This window comes from Enterobacter sp. C6 (assembly GCF_008122455.1).
Lineage (GTDB): Bacteria > Pseudomonadota > Gammaproteobacteria > Enterobacterales > Enterobacteriaceae > Enterobacter > Enterobacter pseudoroggenkampii.
In genome coordinates, this window is sequence record NZ_QPFW01000221.1 from 19,052 (window position 1) to 42,419 (window position 23,368).

Annotated in this window: 20 protein-coding genes; 12 read left to right on the plus strand and 8 right to left on the minus strand. The window is 56.8% G+C overall.

Features of this window, described 5'->3' with window-relative positions:
- Positions 1-15: 15 nt before the first annotated feature.
- On the minus strand, positions 16-510 hold the full coding sequence (gene lrp, locus DOU50_RS12395) for a leucine-responsive transcriptional regulator Lrp (RefSeq protein WP_000228469.1): 495 nt from the start codon (positions 508-510) through the stop codon (positions 16-18).
- A 545-nt stretch (positions 511-1,055) separates the two neighbouring features.
- Here lrp and trxB point away from each other — a divergent pair.
- From trxB to infA, 5 genes are all read left to right on the plus strand, one after another.
- A complete protein-coding gene (trxB, locus tag DOU50_RS12405) occupies positions 1,056-2,024 on the plus strand; it encodes a thioredoxin-disulfide reductase (RefSeq protein ID WP_024907808.1) in 969 nt (322 codons plus the stop codon).
- 114 nt (positions 2,025-2,138) lie between these two features.
- A complete protein-coding gene (gene cydD / locus DOU50_RS12410) occupies positions 2,139-3,905 on the plus strand; it encodes a heme ABC transporter permease/ATP-binding protein CydD (RefSeq protein WP_061715647.1) in 1,767 nt (588 codons plus the stop codon).
- Positions 3,905-5,626, plus strand: coding sequence for a heme ABC transporter ATP-binding protein/permease CydC (cydC, locus tag DOU50_RS12415; protein WP_148769491.1), 1,722 nt, complete (start codon positions 3,905-3,907; stop codon positions 5,624-5,626). The genes cydD and cydC overlap by 1 nt, the downstream gene beginning before the upstream one ends.
- Positions 5,627-5,671: 45 nt before the next feature.
- A complete protein-coding gene (gene aat / locus DOU50_RS12420; RefSeq protein ID WP_061715649.1) occupies positions 5,672-6,376 on the plus strand; it encodes a leucyl/phenylalanyl-tRNA--protein transferase in 705 nt (234 codons plus the stop codon).
- A gap of 284 nt (positions 6,377-6,660) precedes the next feature.
- On the plus strand, positions 6,661-6,879 hold the full coding sequence (gene infA / locus DOU50_RS12425; protein ID WP_002211347.1) for a translation initiation factor IF-1: 219 nt from the start codon (positions 6,661-6,663) through the stop codon (positions 6,877-6,879).
- Positions 6,880-6,950: 71 nt separating this feature from the next.
- Here infA and DOU50_RS12430 read toward each other — a convergent pair whose 3' ends face one another.
- The 3 genes from DOU50_RS12430 to clpS all read right to left on the minus strand — a co-directional run bounded on the left by DOU50_RS12430 (position 6,951) and on the right by clpS (position 10,279).
- On the minus strand, positions 6,951-7,400 hold the full coding sequence (locus DOU50_RS12430; protein ID WP_061715650.1) for a hypothetical protein: 450 nt from the start codon (positions 7,398-7,400) through the stop codon (positions 6,951-6,953).
- A 251-nt stretch (positions 7,401-7,651) separates the two neighbouring features.
- Complete coding sequence (clpA, locus tag DOU50_RS12435; protein ID WP_008499992.1) at positions 7,652-9,931, minus strand: ATP-dependent Clp protease ATP-binding subunit ClpA; 2,280 nt, start codon at positions 9,929-9,931, stop codon at positions 7,652-7,654.
- 27 nt (positions 9,932-9,958) lie between these two features.
- A complete protein-coding gene (clpS, locus tag DOU50_RS12440; protein ID WP_006174393.1) occupies positions 9,959-10,279 on the minus strand; it encodes an ATP-dependent Clp protease adapter ClpS in 321 nt (106 codons plus the stop codon).
- Positions 10,280-10,546: 267 nt separating this feature from the next.
- Here clpS and cspD point away from each other — a divergent pair, with 267 nt between their 5' ends.
- Positions 10,547-10,768: a cold shock-like protein CspD gene (gene cspD / locus DOU50_RS12445; protein ID WP_006809408.1), complete on the plus strand. Its 222-nt coding sequence runs from the start codon at positions 10,547-10,549 to the stop codon at positions 10,766-10,768.
- A 70-nt stretch (positions 10,769-10,838) separates the two neighbouring features.
- Here cspD and macB read toward each other — a convergent pair whose 3' ends face one another.
- Positions 10,839-12,779: a macrolide ABC transporter ATP-binding protein/permease MacB gene (gene macB / locus DOU50_RS12450; protein WP_024907814.1), complete on the minus strand. Its 1,941-nt coding sequence runs from the start codon at positions 12,777-12,779 to the stop codon at positions 10,839-10,841.
- Positions 12,776-13,891 carry a macrolide transporter subunit MacA gene (macA, locus tag DOU50_RS12455; RefSeq protein WP_032649222.1) on the minus strand — a complete coding sequence of 372 codons (1,116 nt, stop codon included), beginning with the start codon at positions 13,889-13,891 and terminating at the stop codon, positions 12,776-12,778. The genes macB and macA overlap by 4 nt, the downstream gene beginning before the upstream one ends.
- Before the next feature lie 159 nt (positions 13,892-14,050).
- Between macA and DOU50_RS12460 the strand changes: the two genes are divergently transcribed.
- Positions 14,051-15,007, plus strand: coding sequence for a VirK/YbjX family protein (locus DOU50_RS12460; protein ID WP_148769492.1), 957 nt, complete (start codon positions 14,051-14,053; stop codon positions 15,005-15,007).
- On the opposite strand, the gene DOU50_RS12465 is transcribed toward DOU50_RS12460, so the two are convergent.
- Positions 15,004-16,662, minus strand: a complete 1,659-nt coding sequence (locus tag DOU50_RS12465) for an ATP-dependent endonuclease (RefSeq protein ID WP_061715652.1) — start codon at positions 16,660-16,662, stop codon at positions 15,004-15,006. The genes DOU50_RS12460 and DOU50_RS12465 overlap by 4 nt on opposite strands.
- 291 nt (positions 16,663-16,953) lie before the next feature.
- On the opposite strand from DOU50_RS12465, the gene aqpZ reads away from it, so the two are divergent.
- The 4 genes from aqpZ (at position 16,954) to hcr (ending at position 21,496) form a co-directional block, all read left to right on the plus strand.
- Entirely contained in the window at positions 16,954-17,649 is a 696-nt protein-coding gene (aqpZ, locus tag DOU50_RS12470) for an aquaporin Z (protein ID WP_023335104.1), read from the plus strand.
- Positions 17,650-17,820: 171 nt separating this feature from the next.
- Positions 17,821-18,720, plus strand: a complete 900-nt coding sequence (locus DOU50_RS12475) for a lysine exporter LysO family protein (RefSeq protein WP_024907818.1) — start codon at positions 17,821-17,823, stop codon at positions 18,718-18,720.
- 144 nt (positions 18,721-18,864) lie between these two features.
- Entirely contained in the window at positions 18,865-20,517 is a 1,653-nt protein-coding gene (hcp, locus tag DOU50_RS12480) for a hydroxylamine reductase (RefSeq protein ID WP_048990967.1), read from the plus strand.
- A gap of 10 nt (positions 20,518-20,527) precedes the next feature.
- Positions 20,528-21,496: an NADH oxidoreductase gene (gene hcr, locus DOU50_RS12485; protein WP_148769493.1), complete on the plus strand. Its 969-nt coding sequence runs from the start codon at positions 20,528-20,530 to the stop codon at positions 21,494-21,496.
- Between the two features lie 59 nt (positions 21,497-21,555).
- Here hcr and DOU50_RS12490 read toward each other — a convergent pair whose 3' ends face one another.
- Entirely contained in the window at positions 21,556-21,990 is a 435-nt protein-coding gene (locus DOU50_RS12490; RefSeq protein ID WP_032649236.1) for a DoxX family protein, read from the minus strand.
- Between the two features lie 151 nt (positions 21,991-22,141).
- On the opposite strand from DOU50_RS12490, the gene poxB reads away from it, so the two are divergent.
- Positions 22,142-23,368: ubiquinone-dependent pyruvate dehydrogenase (gene poxB / locus DOU50_RS12495; RefSeq protein ID WP_148769494.1), on the plus strand; the 1,227-nt coding region annotated here is incomplete at its 3' end.

Below are 23,368 nucleotides of genomic sequence, written 5' to 3' on the forward strand. Positions count from 1 at the left end.
TGCACCTGTTCCGTGTTAGCGCGTCTTAATAACCAGACGATTGCTCTGTTTGACCTCTTCCATCACCACATAGGTACGGGTGTCGTTCACGCCTGGCAGACGCAGCAGGGTTTCACCCAGCAGCTTACGGTAGGCGGACATATCAGGCACACGGGTTTTCAACAGGTAGTCGAAATCACCGGATACCAGGTGACACTCTTGAATTTCTTCAAGTTTCTGTACAGCGGCGTTAAATTGCTCAAACACATCCGGCGCACCACGATTCAGAGTAATCTCAACAAATACCAGAAGTGAGGCATCCAGATAATGCGGGTTCAGCAGAGCCGTATAGCCCTGAATGAAACCCTGTCTTTCCAGTCGACGCACACGCTCAAGGCACGGCGTCGGGGAAAGTCCCACACGTTTTGAAAGCTCGACGTTGGAAATACGCCCATCCTTTTGCAATTCATTAAGAATGTTACGATCGATACGGTCGAGATCTTTGCCAGGGCGCTTCTTGCTATCTACCATTATTATTGTCTCTCTGTATTCCTTCCCTACTCCTGCCTGGACCCTGTGCACATCACTGTTCAGAGCCTGTACCCGTTAGTCATCACATCGCCTGATTATGTATTAGACGCGATGCGGATTCGGGTTCTGTTGGTAAGAAGACCGTTGCCCGAAGGCAGTCACCGACATCACGTATGGCGTCTGTCCACGCCATGCGTAGATTTCACTGACCCGGTAAAAATGGCATTTACGTGCATGCCTATGCGGCATACGGTTAACACGGTTTTTTCTTCTTCCTTGAATGTTTTCGCAAAAGCGCAGGGGATTGTCAAAGCAAAACATCGTTTTTTAGTACAACATGCCGGATATTCATTGCGGCAGGGTATTAATCCTCATTTTATTGCCTTACAAACGACCGGTTTTCAGGAGAAAGCGTGATGTTATCGCGCGCTATTCATCGTCCGTGGCTATTACACAGATTGATATCAAAATTGCTGCGCTCTTTTTTTACGACAACAAATTCCCTACAATCCAGCCAAATGTCTGCCAACAACAATGGGGATCTCATGGGCACGGCCAAACACAGTAAGCTGCTAATCCTTGGTTCTGGACCTGCGGGATATACCGCGGCGGTCTATGCTGCACGCGCTAACCTGCACCCGGTACTCATCACCGGCATGGAAAAAGGCGGTCAGCTGACCACCACCACCGAAGTGGAAAACTGGCCAGGGGACCCGAACGACCTGACCGGGCCGCTGCTGATGGAGCGTATGCACGAGCATGCTGCTAAATTCGAAACCGAAATTTTGTTCGATCATATCAATAAGGTCGATCTGCAGAACCGTCCGTTCCGCCTGACGGGCGACAGCGGCGAATACACCTGTGACGCGCTGATCATCGCCACCGGCGCCTCTGCCCGTTACCTCGGTCTGCCATCCGAAGAAGCGTTCAAAGGCCGCGGCGTTTCTGCCTGCGCCACCTGCGACGGTTTCTTCTACCGCAATCAGAAAGTCGCGGTCATCGGCGGCGGCAACACCGCCGTAGAAGAAGCGCTCTACCTGGCGAACATTGCCTCTGAGGTGCATCTGATCCACCGTCGCGACACCTTCCGCGCGGAGAAGATCCTGATCAAACGCCTGATGGATAAAGTGGCAAGCGGCAACATCGTGCTGCACACCAACCGTACCCTGGAAGAGGTGACGGGCGACCAGATGGGCGTTGCCGGTCTGCGTATCCGTGATACCCAGAACACCGATAACGTCGAAACGCTGGAAGTGGCGGGTCTGTTTGTGGCGATCGGTCACAGCCCGAACACCGCGATCTTCGACGGTCAACTGGAGCTGGAAAATGGCTACATCAAAGTGCAGTCCGGCATTCACGGTAACGCGACCCAGACCAGCATCCCGGGCGTGTTCGCGGCCGGCGACGTGATGGACCATATTTACCGTCAGGCGATCACCTCTGCGGGCACCGGCTGTATGGCCGCGCTGGACGCTGAACGCTACCTCGATGGACTGGCTGAACAAGGTAAATAATCTTTACAAGTCAGTAACAAACGTAAATAAAGGCGGCGATAAGTCGCCTTTATTGTCTCCCCGTTGTAACATTGCGCTGCCCAATTTCTAATAACGTCACCTGCAAAGTACGCAATGGAAAAAACCCGTCAACAAGAGTTAACACGCTGGCTGAAACAGCAAAGCGTTATTTCCCGCCGCTGGCTTACGATTTCCCGTCTCCTGGGATTCGTTAGCGGCCTGTTGATTGTTGCCCAGGCATGGCTGCTGGCCCGCATTCTTAATCACATGATCATGGAGAACATTCCACGCGAAGCGCTCCTGCTGCCCTTTATTGTCCTGATCCTGATTTTTATCCTGCGCGCCTGGGTGGTATGGCTGCGTGAGCGCGTCGGTTTTCACGCCGGACAGCACATCCGCTACGAGATCCGCCGTCAGGTGCTCGACAGGCTTCAGGAAGCCGGGCCCGCGTGGATCCAGGGTAAACCAGCCGGTAGCTGGGCGACGCTGATCCTTGAGCAGATTGACGATATGCACGACTACTATGCGCGCTATCTGCCGCAGATGGCCCTTGCCGTCTTCGTTCCGCTGCTGATCGTGATCGCCATCTTCCCGGTGAACTGGATGGCTGCGCTGATTCTGATGGGCACCGCCCCGCTGATCCCGCTGTTTATGGCGCTGGTCGGCATGGGGGCAGCGGATGCCAACCGCCGTAACTTCCTGGCACTGGGTCGCCTGAGCGGCCATTTCCTCGATCGTCTGCGCGGCATGGAGACGTTACGCATTTTTGGCCGCGGTGAAGCGGAAACCGAAAACATTCGCCAGGCGTCACAGGACTTCCGTCAGCGCACCATGGAAGTGTTACGCCTCGCCTTCTTGTCTTCCGGCGTACTGGAATTCTTTACCTCTCTGTCGATTGCCCTCGTGGCGGTCTACTTCGGTTTCTCCTACCTCGGCGCGCTGGATTTTGGCCATTACGGCACGGCGGTGACCCTTTCTGCCGGGTTCCTGGCGTTGATCCTGGCCCCGGAGTTTTTCCAGCCGCTTCGCGATCTGGGGACCTTCTATCACGCCAAAGCCCAGGCGGTTGGCGCAGCCGATAGCCTGAAAACGTTCCTGGAAACGCCGCTGGCACACCCGGAGCGCGGTGACGTGACGCTGAATGCTAAAGAGCCCGTGACCATCGAAGCGCAGGACTTTTCCATTCTGTCACCCGAAGGCAAAGTGCTTGCGGGTCCGCTGAACTTTACCTTACCTGCAGGACAGCGCGTGGTGCTCGTCGGCACCAGCGGTTCCGGGAAAAGTTCTCTGCTGAATGCGCTATCCGGATTTATGGCCTATACGGGTTCACTGCGGATCAACAGAACCGAACTGCGTAACCTCGATCCTGACGCCTGGCGTAAACAGCTCAGCTGGGTGGGCCAAAACCCGCAGCTTCCCGCCGCTACGCTGCGTGAAAACGTCCTGCTGGCGCGCCCGGATGCGCGTGAAGATGAACTGCAATCGGTTCTCGACCGCGCCTGGGTCAGCGAGTTTCTGCCGCTGCTCCCGCAAGGGGTAGATACCGTGGTCGGTGACCAGTCCGCCGGGCTGTCGGTCGGACAGGCGCAGCGTGTGGCCGTTGCCCGCGCGTTGTTGAATCCTTGCCAGCTGATGCTGCTGGATGAACCCGCCGCCAGCCTGGATGCCCACAGCGAGCAGCGCGTAATGGAAGCCCTGAACGCCGCCTCCCGGCAGCAAACCACCCTGATGGTCACCCATCAGCTGGAAGGCATTGCCGACTGGGACCAGATCTGGGTCATGGAGAACGGCCGTATTGTTGAGCAAGGCGATTACGCCTCTCTCGTTGCCGCGCAGGGACCGTTTGCCGCCCTGCTGGCGAACCGTCAGGAGGACATCTGATGCGTGCTCTGCTGCCTTATCTTGCGCTCTATAAACGCCACAAATGGATGCTGACGCTGGGGATTGTGCTGGCCATTGTCACGCTGCTCGCCAGCATCGGTCTGCTCACGCTTTCCGGCTGGTTCCTGTCGGCCTCGGCCGTCGCAGGGTTCGCCGGATTATACAGCTTCAACTACATGCTTCCGGCTGCCGGGGTTCGCGGTACCGCCATCACCCGTACTGCCGGACGCTATTTCGAACGGCTGGTCAGCCACGACGCCACTTTCCGCGTGCTGCAGCACCTGCGCATCTATACCTTTAGCAAACTGCTGCCCCTCTCCCCTGCCGGGCTGGCGCGTTTTCGTCAGGGCGAGTTGCTTAACCGCGTGGTGGCGGATGTCGACACGCTGGATCACCTTTACCTGCGCGTGATTTCCCCGATCGTGGGCGCGTTTGTGGTGATTGTGGTGGTCACGCTGGGGCTGTCTGTTCTGGATGTTCCCGTGGCGCTGACGCTGGGCGGGATCATGCTGCTGACGCTCATCATTTTGCCGCCGCTGTTTTACCGCGCCGGGAAATCCACCGGGGAAAACCTGACGCGTCTGCGTGGGGACTACCGCCAGCAGCTAACCTCCTGGCTTCAGGGGCAGGCTGAGCTGACCATTTTTGGTGCCAGCAAGCGCTACCGCGCGCGGATGGAAAGTACGGAGCTGAACTGGCATGAGGCCCAGCGCCGCCAGTCGGAGCTGACGGCCTTCTCTCAGGCGCTGATGATGCTGATCGGCGGCGTGGCGGTAATAGCCATGCTGTGGCTGGCATCCGGCGATATCGGGGGAAATACACAGCCGGGTCCGCTTATTGCCCTTTTCGTCTTCTGCGCGCTGGCCGCGTTTGAAGCGCTGGCCCCGGTGACGGGCGCCTTCCAGCATCTGGGGCAGGTCATCGCCTCTGCTCTGCGCATCACCCAGATTGCCGAGCAGGAGCCTGAAGTCACGTTCAGTGCCGGGCAGACCGTGGTACCTGAGCAGGTTGCGCTAACGCTTGAAGAGGTCACCTTCGCCTACGACAAACAGGCGCAGAACGCGCTGGACGGTATCAACCTTTCTGTTAAGGCAGGACAGCGGATTGCGATCCTCGGCCGTACCGGCTGCGGTAAATCGACACTGCTGCAGTTGCTGACCCGCGCCTGGGATCCGCAGCGCGGTCAGATCCGTTTTAATAATACGTTGCTGACTGATTTCAGCGAGCAGGCCCTGCGCAAGGCCGTGAGCGTCGTTCCGCAGCGCGTGCATCTGTTTAGCGCCACGCTGCGTGATAACCTGCAGCTGGCCGCGCCAGAGGCGTCTGATGATGCACTTCGCGCCGTGCTGGAGCAGGTCGGACTGCAAAAGCTGCTTGAGGACGAGGGGTTGAACAGCTGGCTGGGCGAAGGTGGCCGTCAGCTCTCCGGCGGTGAGCTGCGCCGTCTGGCCATTGCGCGCGCGCTGCTGCACGATGCGCCGCTGATGCTGCTTGACGAACCCACCGAAGGGCTGGACGCCACGACCGAGAGCCAAATCCTTGATTTACTGGCGAATGTCATGACCGGCAAAACCGTGCTGATGGTCACGCACCGCCTGCGCGGACTGGCAAGTTTTGATCGGATAATTGTGATGGACAACGGGCACATTATTGAGCAAGGTAATCACACAGAACTGTTGGCAAAACAGGGTCGCTACTACCAGTTTAAACAGCGTCTGTAGACTATATTTGTAGCGTCCTCACTCGCGTACTGGAGTTTTGCTGTCATGCGCCTGGTCCAGCTTTCTCGTCATAACATCGCGTTCCCTTCTCCGGAAGGGGCGCTGCGTGAGCCCAACGGGCTGCTGGCCCTTGGCGGTGACCTCAGTCCCGCTCGACTATTAATGGCGTACCAGCGCGGTATATTCCCCTGGTTTTCCCCCGGCGATCCGATTTTATGGTGGTCTCCCGATCCGCGTGCCGTGCTGTGGCCAGGGCAGTTTCACGTGAGCCGCAGCATGAAGCGTTTCCATGCGAAATCACCGTACCGCGTCACCCTCAACCACGCCTTTGGTCAGGTCATTGAAGGCTGTGCTGAAGACCGTTATGAAGGGACATGGATAACCCGCGATATTATTACCGCCTACCACCAGCTCCATGAGCTTGGCTACGCCCACTCCATCGAGGTGTGGGAAGGCGGAGCACTCGTTGGCGGCATGTACGGCGTGGCGCAGGGGACGCTGTTCTGCGGTGAGTCGATGTTCTCTCGTGCTGTTAACGCCTCGAAAACTGCGCTGCTGGTCTTCTGCCAGGCGTTTGCCCAGCGCGGCGGACGCCTGATCGATTGTCAGGTGCTCAACGAGCACACGGCCTCCCTTGGTGCTGTTGAAATCCCGCGACGCCAGTACATCGAACAGCTTGATGCCAGCCGTCAGGAGAAGCTCCCGCGCGACTTCTGGATACCGAGAACGCTCTTTATGCCCAATGCCTAAATGTTTTCCGCATATTTTTTGTGAGGGTGTTATAATTACGCCGCAGAGTAGCTTCTGCCTGTTGCCCCGCCGCCGTTTGGGACCCTCGCTTCAGATAACGTCCTGACGTTTATCCTGTCGTCTCCCCTTTACGAATGCGCTTCCTGTTCGGTTGTACCGTGACGCTTGGGCAATGCGCCGAAACTGTTTTGCTGCGTTTTAATCGCGCAATTCTTTACTTAATTGATGAATTTCGGCATTATCTTGCCGGTTCAAAACTTGGTAGTGATACCCCAGAGGATTAGATGGCCAAAGAAGACAATATTGAAATGCAGGGTACCGTACTTGATACGTTACCTAATACCATGTTTCGCGTAGAGCTGGAAAACGGTCACGTGGTAACTGCGCACATCTCCGGTAAAATGCGCAAAAACTACATCCGCATTTTGACGGGCGACAAAGTGACTGTTGAACTGACCCCGTACGACCTGAGCAAAGGCCGCATTGTCTTCCGTAGTCGCTAATTGTTTTCGCCTGTAATGGCAGATGAATATTTAAAAGGTCGGGATTATCCCGGCCTTTTTTATTTATGGCTTTAGTGTTGCTGCGTCGGAAGATGTATTGTCATCCATGGTTGTACAGGAGCGATTAAATCCCCTGCCATAGAATGTGCCATGTCGTGAAGTAATCCCGTAAGATGCGGCAACATATCGCGGTCAAAATGCGACACCAGCAGCACGTGGTTTAACGCCCGGCAGTAGTCACATTTCGTTTCTGTATCTTCCAGCAGCCACTCTTTTTGCCGCGGTTGTTCCGCTTCTTCCTCAAATTCCAGTATCTGAAAATCACGCATGGATTCCGTGAGGCCGGTTTTCACCTCTTCCAGATAAGCCCCGAGGCAACGGCAAACGGGCTGCGTTTGGGGGAGTGATTTGCAGTCGAGAAGGATTTCGGTGAGCAGTTTGCAGCGCTCGGCAAGGGTTGGGAGATCGGGGTTGAGGGAGAGTTCGCTGTAAAGTTGGGCGAAATTATTAATATCAGTCATATGTGATCCTTTATGCACGTAAGATTGTTTGTGCACACTTTCAGGACGCCAATCCCGGCACCTGATTTTGCAGGTGCGCCGCCATTTTATTACTGTGGATTTATCCAGCAACTGACTTCGAAAGAAACTGGAAAGCGCCTCGCAAAATTCCTCTGCGGCCTGTTGCCCTCACCCCGGCCCTCTCCCACGGGGATAGGGAGAAAACAAAAAAAACGGCAACCGAAGTTGCCGTTTTGCTTTTATCTTACAACTCAGTGAGCCGCTTCCGGCTTGTGCTTCGCCGCACTCTGGAAATCGTACGTCAGTTCGTTCTTCGCCTGGTCCAGCGCCACGGTCACCTGGCCGCCGTCCACCAGAGAGCCAAACAGCAGCTCGTTCGCCAGCGGTTTCTTCAGGTTGTCCTGAATCACGCGCGCCATCGGACGGGCGCCCATCGCACGGTCGTAGCCTTTCTCGGCCAGCCAGTTGCGGGCCTCCTGGCTCACTTCCAGCGACACGCCTTTCTGATCCAGCTGAACCTGCAGCTCGACGATGAACTTGTCCACCACCTGATGGATCACCTCGGTAGACAGGTGATCGAACCAGATAATGTTGTCCAGACGGTTACGGAACTCCGGCGTGAAGATCTTCTTGATCTCCTCCATCGCATCGGTGCTGTTATCCTGGTGGATCAGGCCGATGGATTTACGCTCGGTTTCACGCACCCCGGCGTTGGTGGTCATCACCAGCACCACGTTGCGGAAGTCCGCCTTGCGCCCGTTGTTGTCGGTCAGCGTCCCGTTGTCCATCACCTGCAGCAGGATGTTGAACACGTCCGGGTGCGCCTTCTCGATTTCATCGAGCAGCAGAACCGCGTGCGGATGCTTGATCACCGCGTCGGTGAGCAGGCCGCCCTGGTCAAAGCCCACGTAGCCCGGAGGCGCACCAATCAAACGGCTGACGGTGTGACGCTCCATATACTCGGACATATCAAAGCGCAGCAGCTCAATGCCCAGCGCTTTGGAGAGCTGAACCGTCACCTCGGTTTTCCCCACGCCAGTCGGACCAGCGAACAGGAAGGAACCGACAGGCTTGTGGTCATGCCCCAGTCCGGCGCGGGCCATCTTGATCGCTTCGGTTAAGGCCTCAATGGCTTTATCCTGACCAAAGACCAGCATTTTCAGGCGATTGCCGAGGGTGCGCAGCGTGTCGCGGTCGCTCTGAGAAACGCTCTTCTCAGGGATACGCGCGATGCGGGCCACCACGGACTCAATATCCGCCACGTTAACGGTTTTCTTACGCTTGCTGGCCGGCATCAGACGCGCACGCGCCCCTGCCTCGTCAATCACGTCAATCGCCTTATCCGGCAGATGACGATCGTTGATGTATTTCACCGCCAGCTCCACCGCCGCACGGACCGCTTTTGCGGTGTAACGCACGTCGTGGTGCGCTTCGTACTTCGGCTTCAGGCCGTTGATGATCTGCACCGTTTCCTCGACGGACGGTTCGGTCACGTCGATTTTCTGGAAGCGGCGCGCCAGCGCACGGTCTTTCTCAAAGATGTTGCTGAACTCCTGGTAGGTGGTGGAGCCTATCACGCGGATCTTGCCGCTGGAGAGCAGCGGTTTGATCAGGTTAGCCGCATCCACCTGGCCACCGGAGGCCGCACCCGCGCCGATGATGGTGTGGATCTCATCGATAAAGAGGATGCTGTTGGTGTCCTGCTCCAGCTGTTTTAACAGTGCCTTGAAGCGTTTTTCAAAATCACCGCGGTATTTGGTACCCGCCAGCAGCGAGCCGATATCCAGCGAGTAGATGGTGCAGTCGGCAATCACTTCCGGCACGTCGCCCTGCACAATGCGCCAGGCAAGACCTTCGGCAATCGCGGTTTTACCCACGCCCGATTCCCCCACCAGCAGCGGGTTGTTCTTGCGGCGACGGCACAGCACCTGGATCGCGCGCTCCAGCTCTTTATCGCGACCAATCAGCGGGTCGATACCGCCAACGCGAGCAAGCTGGTTAAGGTTGGTGGTGAAGTTTTCCATACGATCCTCCCCGCCTGCTTGCTCTTCATTGTTATTGACCTGATTGCTGGAATCCGATGCCTGGTTAGGCTCGTCTTTGCGCGTTCCGTGAGAGATAAAGTTAACCACGTCGAGGCGGCTGACTTCGTGTTTGCGCAGCAGGTAGGCAGCCTGTGACTCCTGCTCGCTGAAGATGGCGACTAAGACGTTTGCGCCAGTCACTTCGCTACGTCCGGAAGACTGGACGTGGAAAACCGCGCGCTGCAGCACGCGCTGGAAGCTGAGCGTCGGCTGCGTGTCGCGCTCTTCTTCACTGGCTGGCAGCACCGGTGTGGTTTGTTCAATGAAGGCTTCGAGTTCCTGACGTAGCGCCACCAGATCCACGGAGCAGGCTTCCAGCGCTTCGCGGGCAGATGGGTTGCTAAGCAGTGCGAGCAGTAAATGCTCGACGGTCATAAACTCATGTCGGTGCTCACGCGCTCTGGCGAAAGCCATGTTTAAACTGAGTTCCAGTTCTTGATTGAGCATAGGCACCTCCCCCAATTTTATGCCTTATCAGGCCTTTTCCAGCGTACACAGCAACGGATGCTCGTTCTCCCTCGCATAGTCGTTCACCATCGCTACTTTGGTTTCCGCCACTTCGGCTGTGAAGATGCCGCAGATAGCTTTGCCACGATAATGAACGGTAAGCATCAGTTGCGTTGCACGTTCTACATCATAAGAAAAGAACTTTTGTAGCACGTCAATAACAAATTCCATCGGCGTGTAATCATCGTTCATTAACATAACTTTATACATAGATGGCGGTTTTAGCGCGTCGCGCACTTTATCTTCCGCCAGCTGGTCAAAATCCAGCCAATCGTTGGTCTTACCCATTATGCATAACCACTTTGAATCTACCTCAGATGTTAGATAACAATCATCTATTACTGTCATCCGCGATGTCTGTCACAAACTATTGCAATAGCGTTAACTGCTTCAAACTTTGGTTGATTATTGTCCCATCTCCAGCGCCAAACGCTTGACGACTTCTTTCGTTTCTCTAAATTGTACAAGCGTGAGATGGCGAGGTTTTGAACAGCCCCCACTCCACCACCGGTTCATTCCATCTTAACTTATAAGATTTACGAAGGATGTCGAAGCATGGAAATGGGTACTGTTAAGTGGTTCAACAACGCCAAAGGGTTTGGCTTCATCTGCCCTGAAGGCGGCGGCGAGGATATCTTCGCTCACTATTCCACCATTCAGATGGATGGTTACAGAACGCTCAAAGCCGGGCAGTCCGTCCGGTTCGATGTACACCAGGGACCAAAAGGCAATCATGCAAGCCTAATCGTACCCGTTGAAGCAGAGACGGTTGCATAGCTCTCTGTTTTATTGTGTACATCCCGCAGTCAAAATGCCAGCCCGATCGGCTGGCATTTTTATTTTCGGGTTATTCCCGAGCCAGCGCGTCCACCGGATCCAGCCGCGCCGCATTGCGGGCGGGCAACCAGCCAAATAAAATGCCGGTAAAGGTCGAACACAAAAATGCGGTAATAATGGCAACCGGCGAGAAGCCAATCTCCCAGCCGGGTAAAAAGAGCTGGAGTGCAAACGCGATCATCATCGAGAGCGCAATGCCCATCGCCCCGCCGACCAGACACACCAGCACGGCTTCAATCAAAAACTGCTGCAGCACGTCACTGGCGCGGGCCCCGACCGCCATGCGGATGCCGATCTCCCGGGTGCGTTCCGTTACCGACACCAGCATGATGTTCATCACCCCGATGCCGCCGACGACCAGCGAAATCACCGCCACCAGCGTGAGGAACAGCTGAAGAGTACGTGTGGTCTTTTCCGCCGTTTTCAAGAGGCCGTCCATATTCCAGGTGAAGAAATCTTTCTTCCCGTGGCGCAGGATTAACAGCCGCTCAAGCTGCTGTTCGGCGAGCGCGCTGTCGTAGCCCTCCTTCACGCGCACGGTGATGGAGTTGAGCCAGGACTGCCCCATAATCCGCCCGGAGATGGTGGTGTAGGGCAGCCAGACGCGCAGGATCTTGCTGCTGCCAAACATCGACTGCTTCTCTTCCGCCACGCCTATGACCGTGGCAGGCATGTTGCCGACCAGGATCACTTCGCCTACCACGTTGACTTTATTGGGGAAGAGCTGCCTGCGCGAGTTCGCGTCCAGCACCACCACCTGCGCCCTGCCCGCCAGCTGTTCGGCGTTAAAGGTAGCGCCTTCACTGAAGGTCATGCCGTAGACGTTGAAATAGTCTCCGCTAACGCCGTTCGCACTGGCGGCAACGTCGACATTGCCCACCCGCAGGCGCAGGTTCTGCGACACCGCAGGCGTGGCGGAGTTGACCCACGGCTGCTTCTGAATGGCCGCCAGATCGTCGTATTTCAGCGCCTGCTGATACTGCGGCTCGTCGTCGCCAAAGTCTTTGCCGGGATAGACGTCAATGGTATTGGTGCCGATGGCGCGGATATCTGCCAGCACCAGCTGCTTGGCCGCGTCGCCCACCACCACAATCGACACCACCGAGGCGATACCGATGATGATGCCGAGCATCGTCAACAGGGTACGCATTTTGTTAGCCGCCATCGCCAGCCAGGCCATGGTCAGCGCTTCACGAAAGCCGCTGGAAAACTGCCCCCAGCCGGTTGATGCCGGGAGCGCTTCTTTCGGCGCCGCTGCTCTGGACTCGCGCGGCGGCGGATTGCTGACCAGCTCGCCGTCGTGGATCGCAATAATGCGTTCCGCCTGCGCCGCCACCTGCGGATCGTGGGTAACAATGATGACCGTGTGCCCCTGATCGCGAAGCTGATGGAGGATCGCCATCACCTCTTCGCCGGAATGGCTGTCGAGCGCGCCGGTCGGCTCATCCGCGAGGATCACCTGTCCGCCGTTCATCAGGGCGCGGGCAATACTCACGCGCTGCTGCTGGCCGCCGGAAAGCTGCGAGGGCTGGTACTCCACCCGCTCTGCCAGCCCCAGACGCGTCAGCAGCATCTGCGCGCGCTCGAGGCGTTTTTTACGCTCGACGCCCGCATAGACCGCAGGTACTTCCACGTTCTGCGCGGCATTGAGGTGAGAAAGCAGATGGTAACGCTGGAAAATAAAGCCGAAGTGTTCCCGGCGCAGCTTCGCCAGCGCGTCGCCATCCAGCGTGGAGACATCCGTCCCGGCCACGCGATAGGTACCGCTGGTGGGTTTATCCAGGCAGCCGAGAATGTTCATCAGCGTCGATTTACCGGAACCCGATGCGCCGACAATCGCCACCATCTCGCCCGCCTCCACGCGCAGGGAGATGCCCTTCAGCACCTCCACCGGACCATCGCCGGAGGGATAGCTGCGACGAATGTTATTCAGCTCAAGCAGCGCCGTCATTTGGCGGCTCCGGGCAGGCTTTCGCTGACAACAACCTCCTCGCCCTCTTCCAGCCCTTTCACCACCACCACGTCAGTGTCGTTGCGCGCGCCAATCACAACCTCGCGCTCGCGCGTTTCGCCGTTGCGCAGCACTTTCACTTTATAACGGCTATCCCCGGCGGATTCGCCGAGCGCAGAGAGCGGAATGGTCAGCACGTTCTTCACGCCGGTCAGCTGGATATGCACCTGTGCGGTCATGTCCAGACGCAGCACGCCCTGCGGGTTTGGCACTTCAAAACGGGCATAGTAGAAGATAGCGTCGTTCACTTTTTCCGGCGTCGGCAGAATGTCTTTCAGCACGCCTTCGTAGCGCGTCTGCGGATCGCCCAGTACCGTAAACCAGGCGTTCTGCCCCGGCTTAAGATGGATCACATCCGCTTCTGAGACCTGGGCTTTGACCAGCATGGTGCTCATGTCCGCCAGCGTCAGAATGTTTGGCGCCTGCTGTGCGGCAATCACCGTCTGCCCCTGGAGCGTGGTGATCTGGGTCACTTCGCCCGCCATCGGTGCCACAATTTGGGTGTAGTCGAGGTTGGTTTTCGCCGTATCCAGCGAAGCCTGATTGCGTTTGATTTGCGCGTCAATCGTGCCAATCTGCGCCTGTTTCACCGCCAGTTCAGTGGTGGCGGTATCTAAATCTTGTTTTGAAATAGCCTGAGTTTTAGCCAGCGCCTGCTGACGGGTTAGCGTCACCTGGGCCAGGTTACGTTCTGCCAGCGCCTGCGCACGCTGCGCGCGCAGTTCCATCAGCGTGGCTTCCACCTCGCGGATCTGGTTCTCAGCCTGTTCTGGATCGATAACGCCGAGCAGCTGGCCTTTTTTCACCTTGTCGCCAATCTCAACCGACAGCGTTTTCAGCTGGCCGCTGACCTGAGCGCCGACGTCAACCTTGCGCAGCGCGTCAAGCTTGCCCGTCGCGAGGACGTTTTGCTGCAGTTCGCCCGGACGAACAATGAGTGTCTGATACTGCGGCACCGGCGCGTTCAGCACCTGCCATAGCCAGTATCCACCGGCTAAAACCACGACCGCCAGCAGCAGAAACAGCGTTCTGCGTTTTCCCTTGAGGTTCATAAATATTCCAAATAAATGTTCTGGCAATGATAAGTGTTGATTCTATCTAAACGACTCCTCAACGAAACCCCTACTTCTTGAAATCGTCACAATTTGTTTACGAGACGTTGAACGTTCGCCTGCTGAAATGGAGATCTTCATCAAGAAGCAGGATCTATCATGTCTTCCATCGTCGATACACCTTTTTCAAACTTGCCTCAGCCTAAATCTGGCTGGCAGCTCTTCAAAAATCTGGCTTTCGGTAAGCTCAAACCAGGACTGGCGTGGCAAAACCCCGCCTATCGACGTAAATTCATGTTACGTTCACTGGCGACACCCATTAGCACTGCGCGCCTGTTAACAAGTCTTGCAAAACAACCACGTCTGATGCAGATGCTGCAGGTACAACCAGGGCTACCGTGTCGGTTGCATCGTCCCTGGTTGACGGTGAATATGGATCGACAGCATGCGCTGGAATCCCTCAACTGGCACTATCAGACGATGAGCCGCCAGCTTCCGGTGACGCTGCTAACGGGTTATTTTTCGAAGAAGGGCTTCACCCTGCTGACCTTAACCGGCAAAGATGAACAGCAATTTACCGTCCGTCTGTGCGCCGATGCGTTTCTGGATAAAGAAGGGGAAGCCACCCTCGCCTTCTGCGACCATCAGAATACGGTGCTGGCCGAGATGACCTTCACCCTGTGCCAGTTTGAGGGAAAATCGACGCTGTTCATTGGCGGTTTGCAAGGGGCAAAAGCGCATGTTCCCCATGAGCTGATCCAGGGTGCGACGAAAGCCTGCCATGGTCTGTTCCCGAAACGTCTGTTGGTCGAGGCCGCCATGACCCTCGGCACCGCCTTCCCGGTAGAACAGATTATCGCCGTCAGTAACGATACCCATATTTATCGCAGCTGGCGCTACCGCAAGAAAAAAGAGGGGAAGCTGTTGGCCGATTACGACAGTTTCTGGATCTCCATCGGCGGTGAAAAACAGGATAACGGTAACTTTATGCTGCCGCTCGTCATGCCGCGTAAACCGATGGAAGAGATCGCCAGCAAAAAACGCTCCGAATATCGCCGCCGCTACGAGCTGCTGGATAGCCTGATTCAGCAGGTGAAACAGGCGGCCCAACGCTAATCCGCTTTCCCGCGTGCCAGCCACAGCACGCGGGAAAACATCTTCCGCAGCAGGGTCGGTACCGCCTCTACGCCCCGCCTTCCCGCTTCCGTCGCCACTTCAATGGCTAAATCCGGTTTTGACGAACGATGAATGGCTTTGGCGATCACGCGCCGCATGTTCATCGGGACATCGACCGGCACCATGGCAATGCGGTGGAAGACGTCATCGAACCCCTGACGGTACATAAAGTGTTCCATGTCCATCGCAGGGAGCATGGTTAAATGGTCGCGCTCTTCCTCACGCTCGTTATTCAGCAGGCTGCGTACGGTCGAGGCATATTTTTTGCCCGCCTCATCACCGTCGACCAGAACGTGCCACTCGATCCCCATCCGGCGAGCAAATTTTATCAGCGGCTTTAGTCCCGACTGGGCGAATTCAATCACCTTAATGCCTTCCGCATCAAAATGGTGGCCGCACTGGCGCGCCAGTTCGTTGATGACCCAGGTTTCCGTTTCCCCCTCCACCAGCAGCCAGCAGCGGGCAAAGAGCGACGACGCGCGGTTAAAGCGAATATGAAACGCGATGCGTCGCCCGTCTTCCGCGTTCAAACCACCCGGCCCAAGCCGGAAAGCGGAGACGCGGGAGGACTCACGGACCAGACGACAGACGTGTTCTACCGGCGTCAGCGATAATAATTCACCGGAATTGGTGGTCGTAATGCGCTGGAGCGGCAGCAGATTCAGCAGATGCCATGCCACGGAGAGCATGATGGGATGCAGCCGCGTTTCCGGGTCTTCCACCAGCAGCAGAGGCCGGGCGTCCCGGTCAAGACGAACGGTGCCTTTGGCCTGCAGAAGCGTTGAAAACAGCCCCAGCAAAATCACCCGATGGGTACGACCACCGGGCCGGTCGATCATTCGGTTAATGATGTCGAGGTAACGCCAGCTGCGCTGCTCATCATGAGAACGGCGGCGCATCAGACGATGACGCGACTCAGAGGTTCCCTGCTCGGAAAAATAGTGCTCCAGGAGTTGCACCATTGCGGACAACCCCTGACGGATTTGACCATCGGTCAGATTCTGCGGACGCGACACCAGCTCTCTTGCCAGAAAATCCAGCTCGCGGGCGGTGACTTCCACGTCCGGCATATTGGGTACGGTACCGTTACGAATACGCCGCATAAAACGCGCATCGCGCAGGCGTAACACCGGCGTCAGGCGAATCAGGTGGCGGGCCAGATCGTCGATATAGTCAAGCGGGATCGGGTTGGCTTTCTCATCGAGAAAATCACGCAGGGTGAGTACCCCCTCGTTCTCCGCCATCTCCCCTTCCAGCCGATAGAAAATCCGGTGGAAACCGTCATCGCACGGCACCCAGCAGGGTGACAGCGGGCGGAAGCGACGCACGCGATGACGTCCGGGCTCGGATTCGCGGAAGGTCAGGATGATATGCAGGTGCTTCTCGCGCCCCGTCACGTCGCCGGGCGGGAACCAGAAATCGTCGCGGACGAAGTGATACAGATCGTCTTCGGGCGAAAGCAGTAATGTCAGCGCATCCAGCAGGCTGGACTTACCCCACGCGTTCTCGCCGATCAGGACGTTGTTCTGCTCCAGCTGCAGCGACAGACGGTTAATACCGCGAAACCCGACAATTTCCACACGTTCGAGAAGCATAAATCCCCCGACAAATGATCACTTTTTCCTTCAAGTTATCAGCAGTATAGCGGGAGGCGTTCTGTCACGACAGCACAACGTTCACCCTTGCGAGAATTAGTCTATGCTCTATTTACCGCTAATTTGAACAAGGATTGACATCGCATTGCCTAAAATCAAACCAACAGAATTTATTTAAGTGGCGAAGGGGTGTTGTTATTTTTTAGAATAGAGACTCTTTGAGTCGTCATCCCTTTATGACGATATATCCCGCGCGCGGGAAAGCGTGCGGATAATTATTTTGAGGTGGTTATGTTTAGAAAATTAGCGGCAGAATGCTTTGGTACATTCTGGCTGGTATTTGGTGGCTGCGGTAGCGCCGTTCTGGCAGCAGCATTCCCGGAATTGGGTATTGGTTTTGTCGGCGTCGCGCTGGCGTTTGGTTTAACCGTATTAACCATGGCGTTTGCCGTGGGACATATTTCCGGCGGTCATTTTAACCCGGCAGTGACATTAGGTTTATGGGCAGGCGGCCGTTTCCCGGCAAAAGACGTGATTGGCTACATTGTGGCGCAGGTGGTTGGCGGTATTATTGCAGCTGGCGTTCTGTACGTGATTGCCAGCGGTAAAGCCGGGTTCGACGCGGCGGCCAGCGGCTTTGCCTCTAACGGCTTCGGCGAACACTCTCCGGGCGGTTACTCCATGCTGTCTGCCATCGTGATTGAAATTGTGCTGACCGCCGGCTTCCTGCTGGTGATCCACGGCGCAACGGACAAACACGCGCCAGCCGGTTTTGCCCCGATTGCGATTGGCCTGGCGCTGACGCTTATCCATCTGATTTCGATTCCGGTCACCAACACCTCCGTTAACCCGGCACGCAGCACCGCCGTCGCCATCTTCCAGGGCGGCTGGGCGCTTCAACAGCTGTGGCTGTTCTGGGTGATGCCAATTATCGGCGGTATCCTGGGCGGCGTGCTGTACCGCACCCTGCTGGAAAAACGCGATTAATCGAGCGCGGTGTCGGGTGGCGCTAACGCTTACCCGACCTACGTTAGAGTGCACTTTGTAGGCCGGGTAAGGCGTAGCCGCCACCCGGCTTTTTTATTGCTCCTTTACCTGACAGCCTTTATTGGGTAGTGTCTCTGGCGCTCAACAGATACTCAAAAGGACCGGCTGTTCATGTTTTCAGGACTCCTCATTATTCTGCTGCCCCTGATTGTGGGCTACCTTATCCCGCTGCATCAGGAATCTGCATTACGGCTTATCAACCGTTTTCTCAGCTGGATTGTTTACGTCATTCTTTTCTTTATGGGGATAAGCCTGGCATTCCTGGATAACCTGTCGGCGAATTTACTCTCCATCCTCCATTATTCTGTCGTCACCGTGGTGGTTATTTTGCTGTGCAATATTGCCGCGTTGCTGTGGCTGGAACGCACTATTCCATGGAAAAATCACCATCATCAGGAAAAACTCCCTTCACGAATTGCCATGGCGCTGGAATCATTAAAACTGTGCGGCGTCGTGGTGCTCGGTTTTCTTCTTGGACTGACCGGTTGGGCATTTTTACAGCACGCGACAGAGGCCAGCGAATATACGCTTATCTTCCTGCTGTTCCTGATCGGTATTCAGCTGCGAAATAATGGCATGACCCTGAAGCAAATTGTCCTCAACCGTCGGGGAATGATGGTTGCCGTGATTGTTGTCGCCAGTTCAATGGTCGCGGGCGTCATTAACGCCTTTATTCTCGATCTGCCGCTGAAAACCGGCCTGGCGATGGCGTCAGGTTTTGGCTGGTACTCCCTCTCCGGTATTCTGCTGACCGAATCATTCGGCCCGGTGATCGGCAGCGCCGCCTTCTTTAACGATCTGGCGCGAGAGCTGATTGCCATCATGCTGATCCCAAGCCTGGTTCGCCGCAGTCGTTCTACCGCGCTGGGCCTGTGCGGCGCAACGTCGATGGACTTTACTCTGCCGGTACTACAGCGCTCCGGGGGGCTGGAGATGGTGCCCGCCGCCATCGTGCACGGCTTTATTTTAAGCCTGCTGGTTCCGGTCCTGATGGCCTTCTTCTCTGCCTGATACTTCTTTGGCGGTAGGTTTCCTGCCGCCAAAATTGCGCTAAATCAATCTCCCTCTATTTTGTAGCAGAAAGCCCTTTTCACCGTTCTGGCACAAGCATAACCTTAAACATGTATATCAAATATAACTTTAACAGGTGTGATTATGTTTTGTGTGCAATGTGAACAAACCATCCGTACCCCGGCAGGCAATGGCTGCTCTTACGCACAGGGTATGTGCGGCAAAACCGCAGAAACATCTGACCTGCAGGACCTGCTGATTGCGGCCCTGCAAGGCCTTTCCGCCTGGGCGTTCAAGGCCCGTGAATACGGTATTGTCGACCACTACGTCGACAGCTTCGCCCCGCGCGCCTTCTTCTCCACGCTGACCAACGTTAACTTCGACTCTCCGCGCATTGTCGGCTATGCCCGCGAAGCGATTGCCCTGCGTGAAACGCTGAAAGCGCAGTGTCTGAAGGCGGACGCCAGCGCCCGCGTGGAAAACCCGATGTCAGAACTTCAGCTGGTCAGCGACGATCTGGGCGACCTCCAGCGTCAGGCGGCAGAATTCACCCCGAATAAAGACAAGGCGGCGATTGGCGAGAACATTCTCGGCCTGCGCCTGCTGTGCCTGTACGGGCTGAAAGGCGCGGCGGCTTATATGGAACACGCGCACGTGCTCGGGCAATACGACAATGAGATTTACGCCCAGTACCACAAAATCATGGCGTGGCTGGGCACCTGGCCTGCCGATATGAATGCCCTGCTTGAGTGCTCAATGGAAATCGGCCAGATGAACTTCCGCGTGATGAGCATTCTGGATGCCGGTGAAACCAGCACCTACGGCCACCCGACGCCGACGCAGGTCAACGTCAAGGCGACCGAAGGCAAGTGCATCCTGATTTCCGGCCACGACCTGAAAGATCTCTACAATCTGCTGAAGCAAACCGAAGGCACCGGCGTTAACGTCTATACCCACGGCGAAATGCTGCCCGCGCACGGCTACCCGGAGCTGCGCAAGTTTACGCATCTGATCGGTAACTACGGCAGCGGCTGGCAGAACCAGCAGGTGGAGTTCGCCCGCTTCCCGGGCCCTATCGTGATGACCTCTAACTGCATCATCGACCCTACCGTCGGCGCGTATGACGACCGCATCTGGACCCGCAGCATCGTCGGCTGGCCGGGCGTGAGCCACCTCGAAGGCGACGATTTCGGTCCGGTTATCGCCCAGGCGCAGCAGATGGCGGGCTTCCCGTACAGCGAGATCCCGCACCTGATCACCGTCGGCTTTGGTCGTGAAACCCTACTGGGTGCCGCTGATTCGCTGATCGACCTCGTCAGCCGTGAAAAGCTGCGCCACATCTTCCTCGTTGGCGGCTGCGACGGCGCGCGCGGCGAGCGTAACTACTTCACCGATTTCGCCACCCGCGTGCCGGAAGACTGCCTGATCCTGACCCTGGCGTGCGGCAAATACCGTTTCAACAAGCTGGACTTCGGCGACATCGAAGGCCTGCCGCGCCTGATCGATGCGGGCCAGTGTAACGATGCTTACTCGGCCATCATTCTGGCGGTCACGCTGGCGGAGAAACTGGGCTGCGGCGTGAACGACCTACCGCTGTCGCTGGTGCTGTCATGGTTTGAGCAGAAAGCGATTGTCATCCTGCTGACCCTGCTTTCTCTCGGCGTGACCAACATCGTGACCGGCCCGACCGCGCCTGGCTTCCTGACGCCGGACCTGCTGGCGGTGCTGAACGAGAAATTCGGTCTGCGTTCCGTGACCAACGTTGAAGATGATATGAAGCAGCTGCTGAGCGCGTAAGGAGTAACTCATGACCATGCCAACCCCACAATGTCCGTGGCGGATGCAGGTTCATCACATCCATCAGGAGACGCCGGATGTGTGGACGCTGTCGCTGCTGTGCCATGACTACTATCCGTACCGTGCAGGTCAATATGCGCTGGTTAGCGTTCGCCATTCGGCAGACACCCTGCGCGCCTACACGATCTCCTCAACGCCGGGCGTGAGCGAGTACATCACGCTTACCGTCCGCCGTATTGATGACGGCGCGGGCTCGCAGTGGCTGACGCGGGACGTGAAGCGCGGGGATTATATCTGGCTGTCTGACGCACAGGGGGAATTCACCTGTGACGACAAAGCAGACGATAAATTCCTGCTGCTGGCTGCGGGCTGTGGCGTAACGCCGATTATGTCGATGCGCCGCTGGCTGGCGAAGAACCGCCCGCAGGCAGACGTGCAGGCGATCTTCAGCGTGCGCTCTCCGGAAGATGTGATTTTTGCCGATGAGTGGCGGAATTATCCGGTGACGCTGGTGGCTGAGCACAACGCGACCCACGGCTTTGTGCCCGGTCGCCTGAGCCGCGAGCTGCTGCAAAGCGTGCCGGATATGGCGAACCGCACCGTGATGACCTGCGGCCCGGCGCCGTACATGGATAGCGTGGAAAAAGAGGTGAAAGCGCTTGGCGTGACCCGCTTCTTCAAAGAGCAGTTCTTCACGCCGGTGGCGGAAGCGGCAACCAGCGGCGTTAAGTTCACCAAACTGCAGCCTGCGCAGACCTTCTTTGGCCGCGTGGGGACCACGCTGCTGGAGGCGCTGGAAAGCAATAAGGTGCCGGTAGTGGCTGCCTGCCGTGCGGGCGTGTGCGGCTGCTGTAAGACGAAGGTGGTTTCGGGGGAGTATACCGTCACCAGCACCATGACGCTGTCCGACGCGGAAATTGCCGAGGGTTACGTGCTGGCGTGCTCGTGCCATCCGCAGGGCAATCTCGTCCTCGCATAAACGTTAAATGTTAGATCGTAGGCCCGGTAAGCGTCAGCGCCACCGGGCTTTTGTTATCCTCACCGCCACGCCGGACCTTTCCCTACCGCAAAGCGCCCTGCCCCTAAAAACGCGACAGCCAGCGAGCCGATAAAGAAGTACACCAGGCTTTCAATCGCCCATGCGCCTACCTTATCGAGGGCGAGCGTTTCCCCCATTCCCACCATCAGCCACGCTACGATCATCGTAAACGCCAGCACCAGCGCGGCCGGGCGCGTAAAGAGCCCGACAATAATCAGGATCGGCGCCACCACTTCGCCAATCAACACGCCGTAGGCGATAAATCCCGGCAGCCCTTTTTCCACCAGCATGCCGCTGATAAAGCCCACGCCGCCAAACAGCTTGTGCAGACCGTGAAAAAGCATCAGTCCGCCGACGGCAAGTCGTAACAAGAGTTTGCCAAGATCGTCGCACGATAGCTTTTCATTAACAGCAATTAACAATGATTTAACCATTTGAAATGATTCCTGTTTTCACCGAGGTATTGCCAGATTATGCCGAATAATTGCGCGTGAAAAGCACCTTTTAATTAGGGGGAGATGACGGGCAATACGGAGACTTTCTTCTAAGCTTGTAAGCGATATCACAAAAAGGAGACGGACAACCATGAAACAAACCGTGGCTGCATATATTGCGAAAACGCTCGAACAGGCTGGCGTGAAACGTATCTGGGGCGTAACCGGCGATTCCCTGAACGGACTTAGCGACAGCCTCAACAAGATGAAGACCATCGAATGGATGCCCACCCGCCATGAAGAGGTTGCCGCCTTCGCCGCAGGCGCTGAAGCACAGCTCACGGGAGAACTGGCCGTGTGTGCCGGATCGTGCGGGCCGGGTAACCTGCATCTGATCAACGGGCTGTTCGACTGTCACCGTAACCACGTCCCGGTGCTGGCGATTGCCGCTCATATCCCCTCTTCCGAAATCGGCAGCGGCTATTTTCAGGAGACGCATCCGCAGGAGCTGTTCCATGAATGCAGCCACTATTGCGAGCTGGTTTCATCCCCGGAGCAGATCCCGCAGGTGCTGGCGATCGCCATGCGCAAGGCCGTGCTGAACCGCGGCGTTTCGGTGGTTGTTATCCCGGGCGATGTAGCCCTCAAGGCCGCACCGGAAGGTGCCAGCACCCACTGGTATCACGCGCCGCAGCCGGTGGTGACGCCAGCCGAGGAGGAGCTGAAAAAGCTGGCACAGCTGCTGCGTTACTCCAGCAATATCGCCCTGATGTGCGGCAGCGGCTGCGCGGGGGCGCACAAGGAGCTGCTTGAATTTGCCGGTAAGCTGAAATCGCCCATTGTCCACGCCCTGCGCGGCAAAGAGCACGTCGAGTACGACAACCCTTACGATGTGGGGATGACCGGTCTGATTGGTTTTTCCAGCGGCTTCCACACCATGATGAACGCCGACACGCTGATCCTGCTCGGCACCCAGTTCCCGTATCGTCCGTTCTACCCCGCGGATGCCAAAATCATTCAGATTGATATCAACCCGGCCAGCATCGGCGCGCACAGCAAGGTCGATATGGCGCTGGTGGGCGACATCAAATCTACCCTTGCCGCCCTGCTGCCGCTGCTGGAAGAGAAAACCGACCGCAAGTTCCTTGATAAGGCGTTGAGCGACTATCGCGATGCCCGCAAGGGGCTGGACGACCTCGCCAAACCGAGCGACAAAGCCATTCACCCGCAGTATCTGGCGCAGCAGATCAGCCATTTCGCCGACGACGATGCCATCTTTACCTGCGACGTGGGCACGCCAACCGTCTGGGCCGCTCGCTATCTGAAGATGAACGGCAAGCGCCGCCTGCTCGGCTCGTTCAACCACGGCTCGATGGCC

Coding starts and splice junctions, on each gene's coding strand:
- lrp (WP_000228469.1), bottom strand. CDS start 510: ATGGTAGATAGCAAGAAGCGCCCTGGCAAAGATCTCGACCGTATCGAT.
- trxB (WP_024907808.1), top strand. CDS start 1,056: ATGGGCACGGCCAAACACAGTAAGCTGCTAATCCTTGGTTCTGGACCT.
- cydD (WP_061715647.1), top strand. CDS start 2,139: ATGGAAAAAACCCGTCAACAAGAGTTAACACGCTGGCTGAAACAGCAA.
- cydC (WP_148769491.1), top strand. CDS start 3,905: ATGCGTGCTCTGCTGCCTTATCTTGCGCTCTATAAACGCCACAAATGG.
- aat (WP_061715649.1), top strand. CDS start 5,672: ATGCGCCTGGTCCAGCTTTCTCGTCATAACATCGCGTTCCCTTCTCCG.
- infA (WP_002211347.1), top strand. CDS start 6,661: ATGGCCAAAGAAGACAATATTGAAATGCAGGGTACCGTACTTGATACG.
- DOU50_RS12430 (WP_061715650.1), bottom strand. CDS start 7,400: ATGACTGATATTAATAATTTCGCCCAACTTTACAGCGAACTCTCCCTC.
- clpA (WP_008499992.1), bottom strand. CDS start 9,931: ATGCTCAATCAAGAACTGGAACTCAGTTTAAACATGGCTTTCGCCAGA.
- clpS (WP_006174393.1), bottom strand. CDS start 10,279: ATGGGTAAGACCAACGATTGGCTGGATTTTGACCAGCTGGCGGAAGAT.
- cspD (WP_006809408.1), top strand. CDS start 10,547: ATGGAAATGGGTACTGTTAAGTGGTTCAACAACGCCAAAGGGTTTGGC.
- macB (WP_024907814.1), bottom strand. CDS start 12,779: ATGACGGCGCTGCTTGAGCTGAATAACATTCGTCGCAGCTATCCCTCC.
- macA (WP_032649222.1), bottom strand. CDS start 13,891: ATGAACCTCAAGGGAAAACGCAGAACGCTGTTTCTGCTGCTGGCGGTC.
- DOU50_RS12460 (WP_148769492.1), top strand. CDS start 14,051: ATGTCTTCCATCGTCGATACACCTTTTTCAAACTTGCCTCAGCCTAAA.
- DOU50_RS12465 (WP_061715652.1), bottom strand. CDS start 16,662: ATGCTTCTCGAACGTGTGGAAATTGTCGGGTTTCGCGGTATTAACCGT.
- aqpZ (WP_023335104.1), top strand. CDS start 16,954: ATGTTTAGAAAATTAGCGGCAGAATGCTTTGGTACATTCTGGCTGGTA.
- DOU50_RS12475 (WP_024907818.1), top strand. CDS start 17,821: ATGTTTTCAGGACTCCTCATTATTCTGCTGCCCCTGATTGTGGGCTAC.
- hcp (WP_048990967.1), top strand. CDS start 18,865: ATGTTTTGTGTGCAATGTGAACAAACCATCCGTACCCCGGCAGGCAAT.
- hcr (WP_148769493.1), top strand. CDS start 20,528: ATGACCATGCCAACCCCACAATGTCCGTGGCGGATGCAGGTTCATCAC.
- DOU50_RS12490 (WP_032649236.1), bottom strand. CDS start 21,990: ATGGTTAAATCATTGTTAATTGCTGTTAATGAAAAGCTATCGTGCGAC.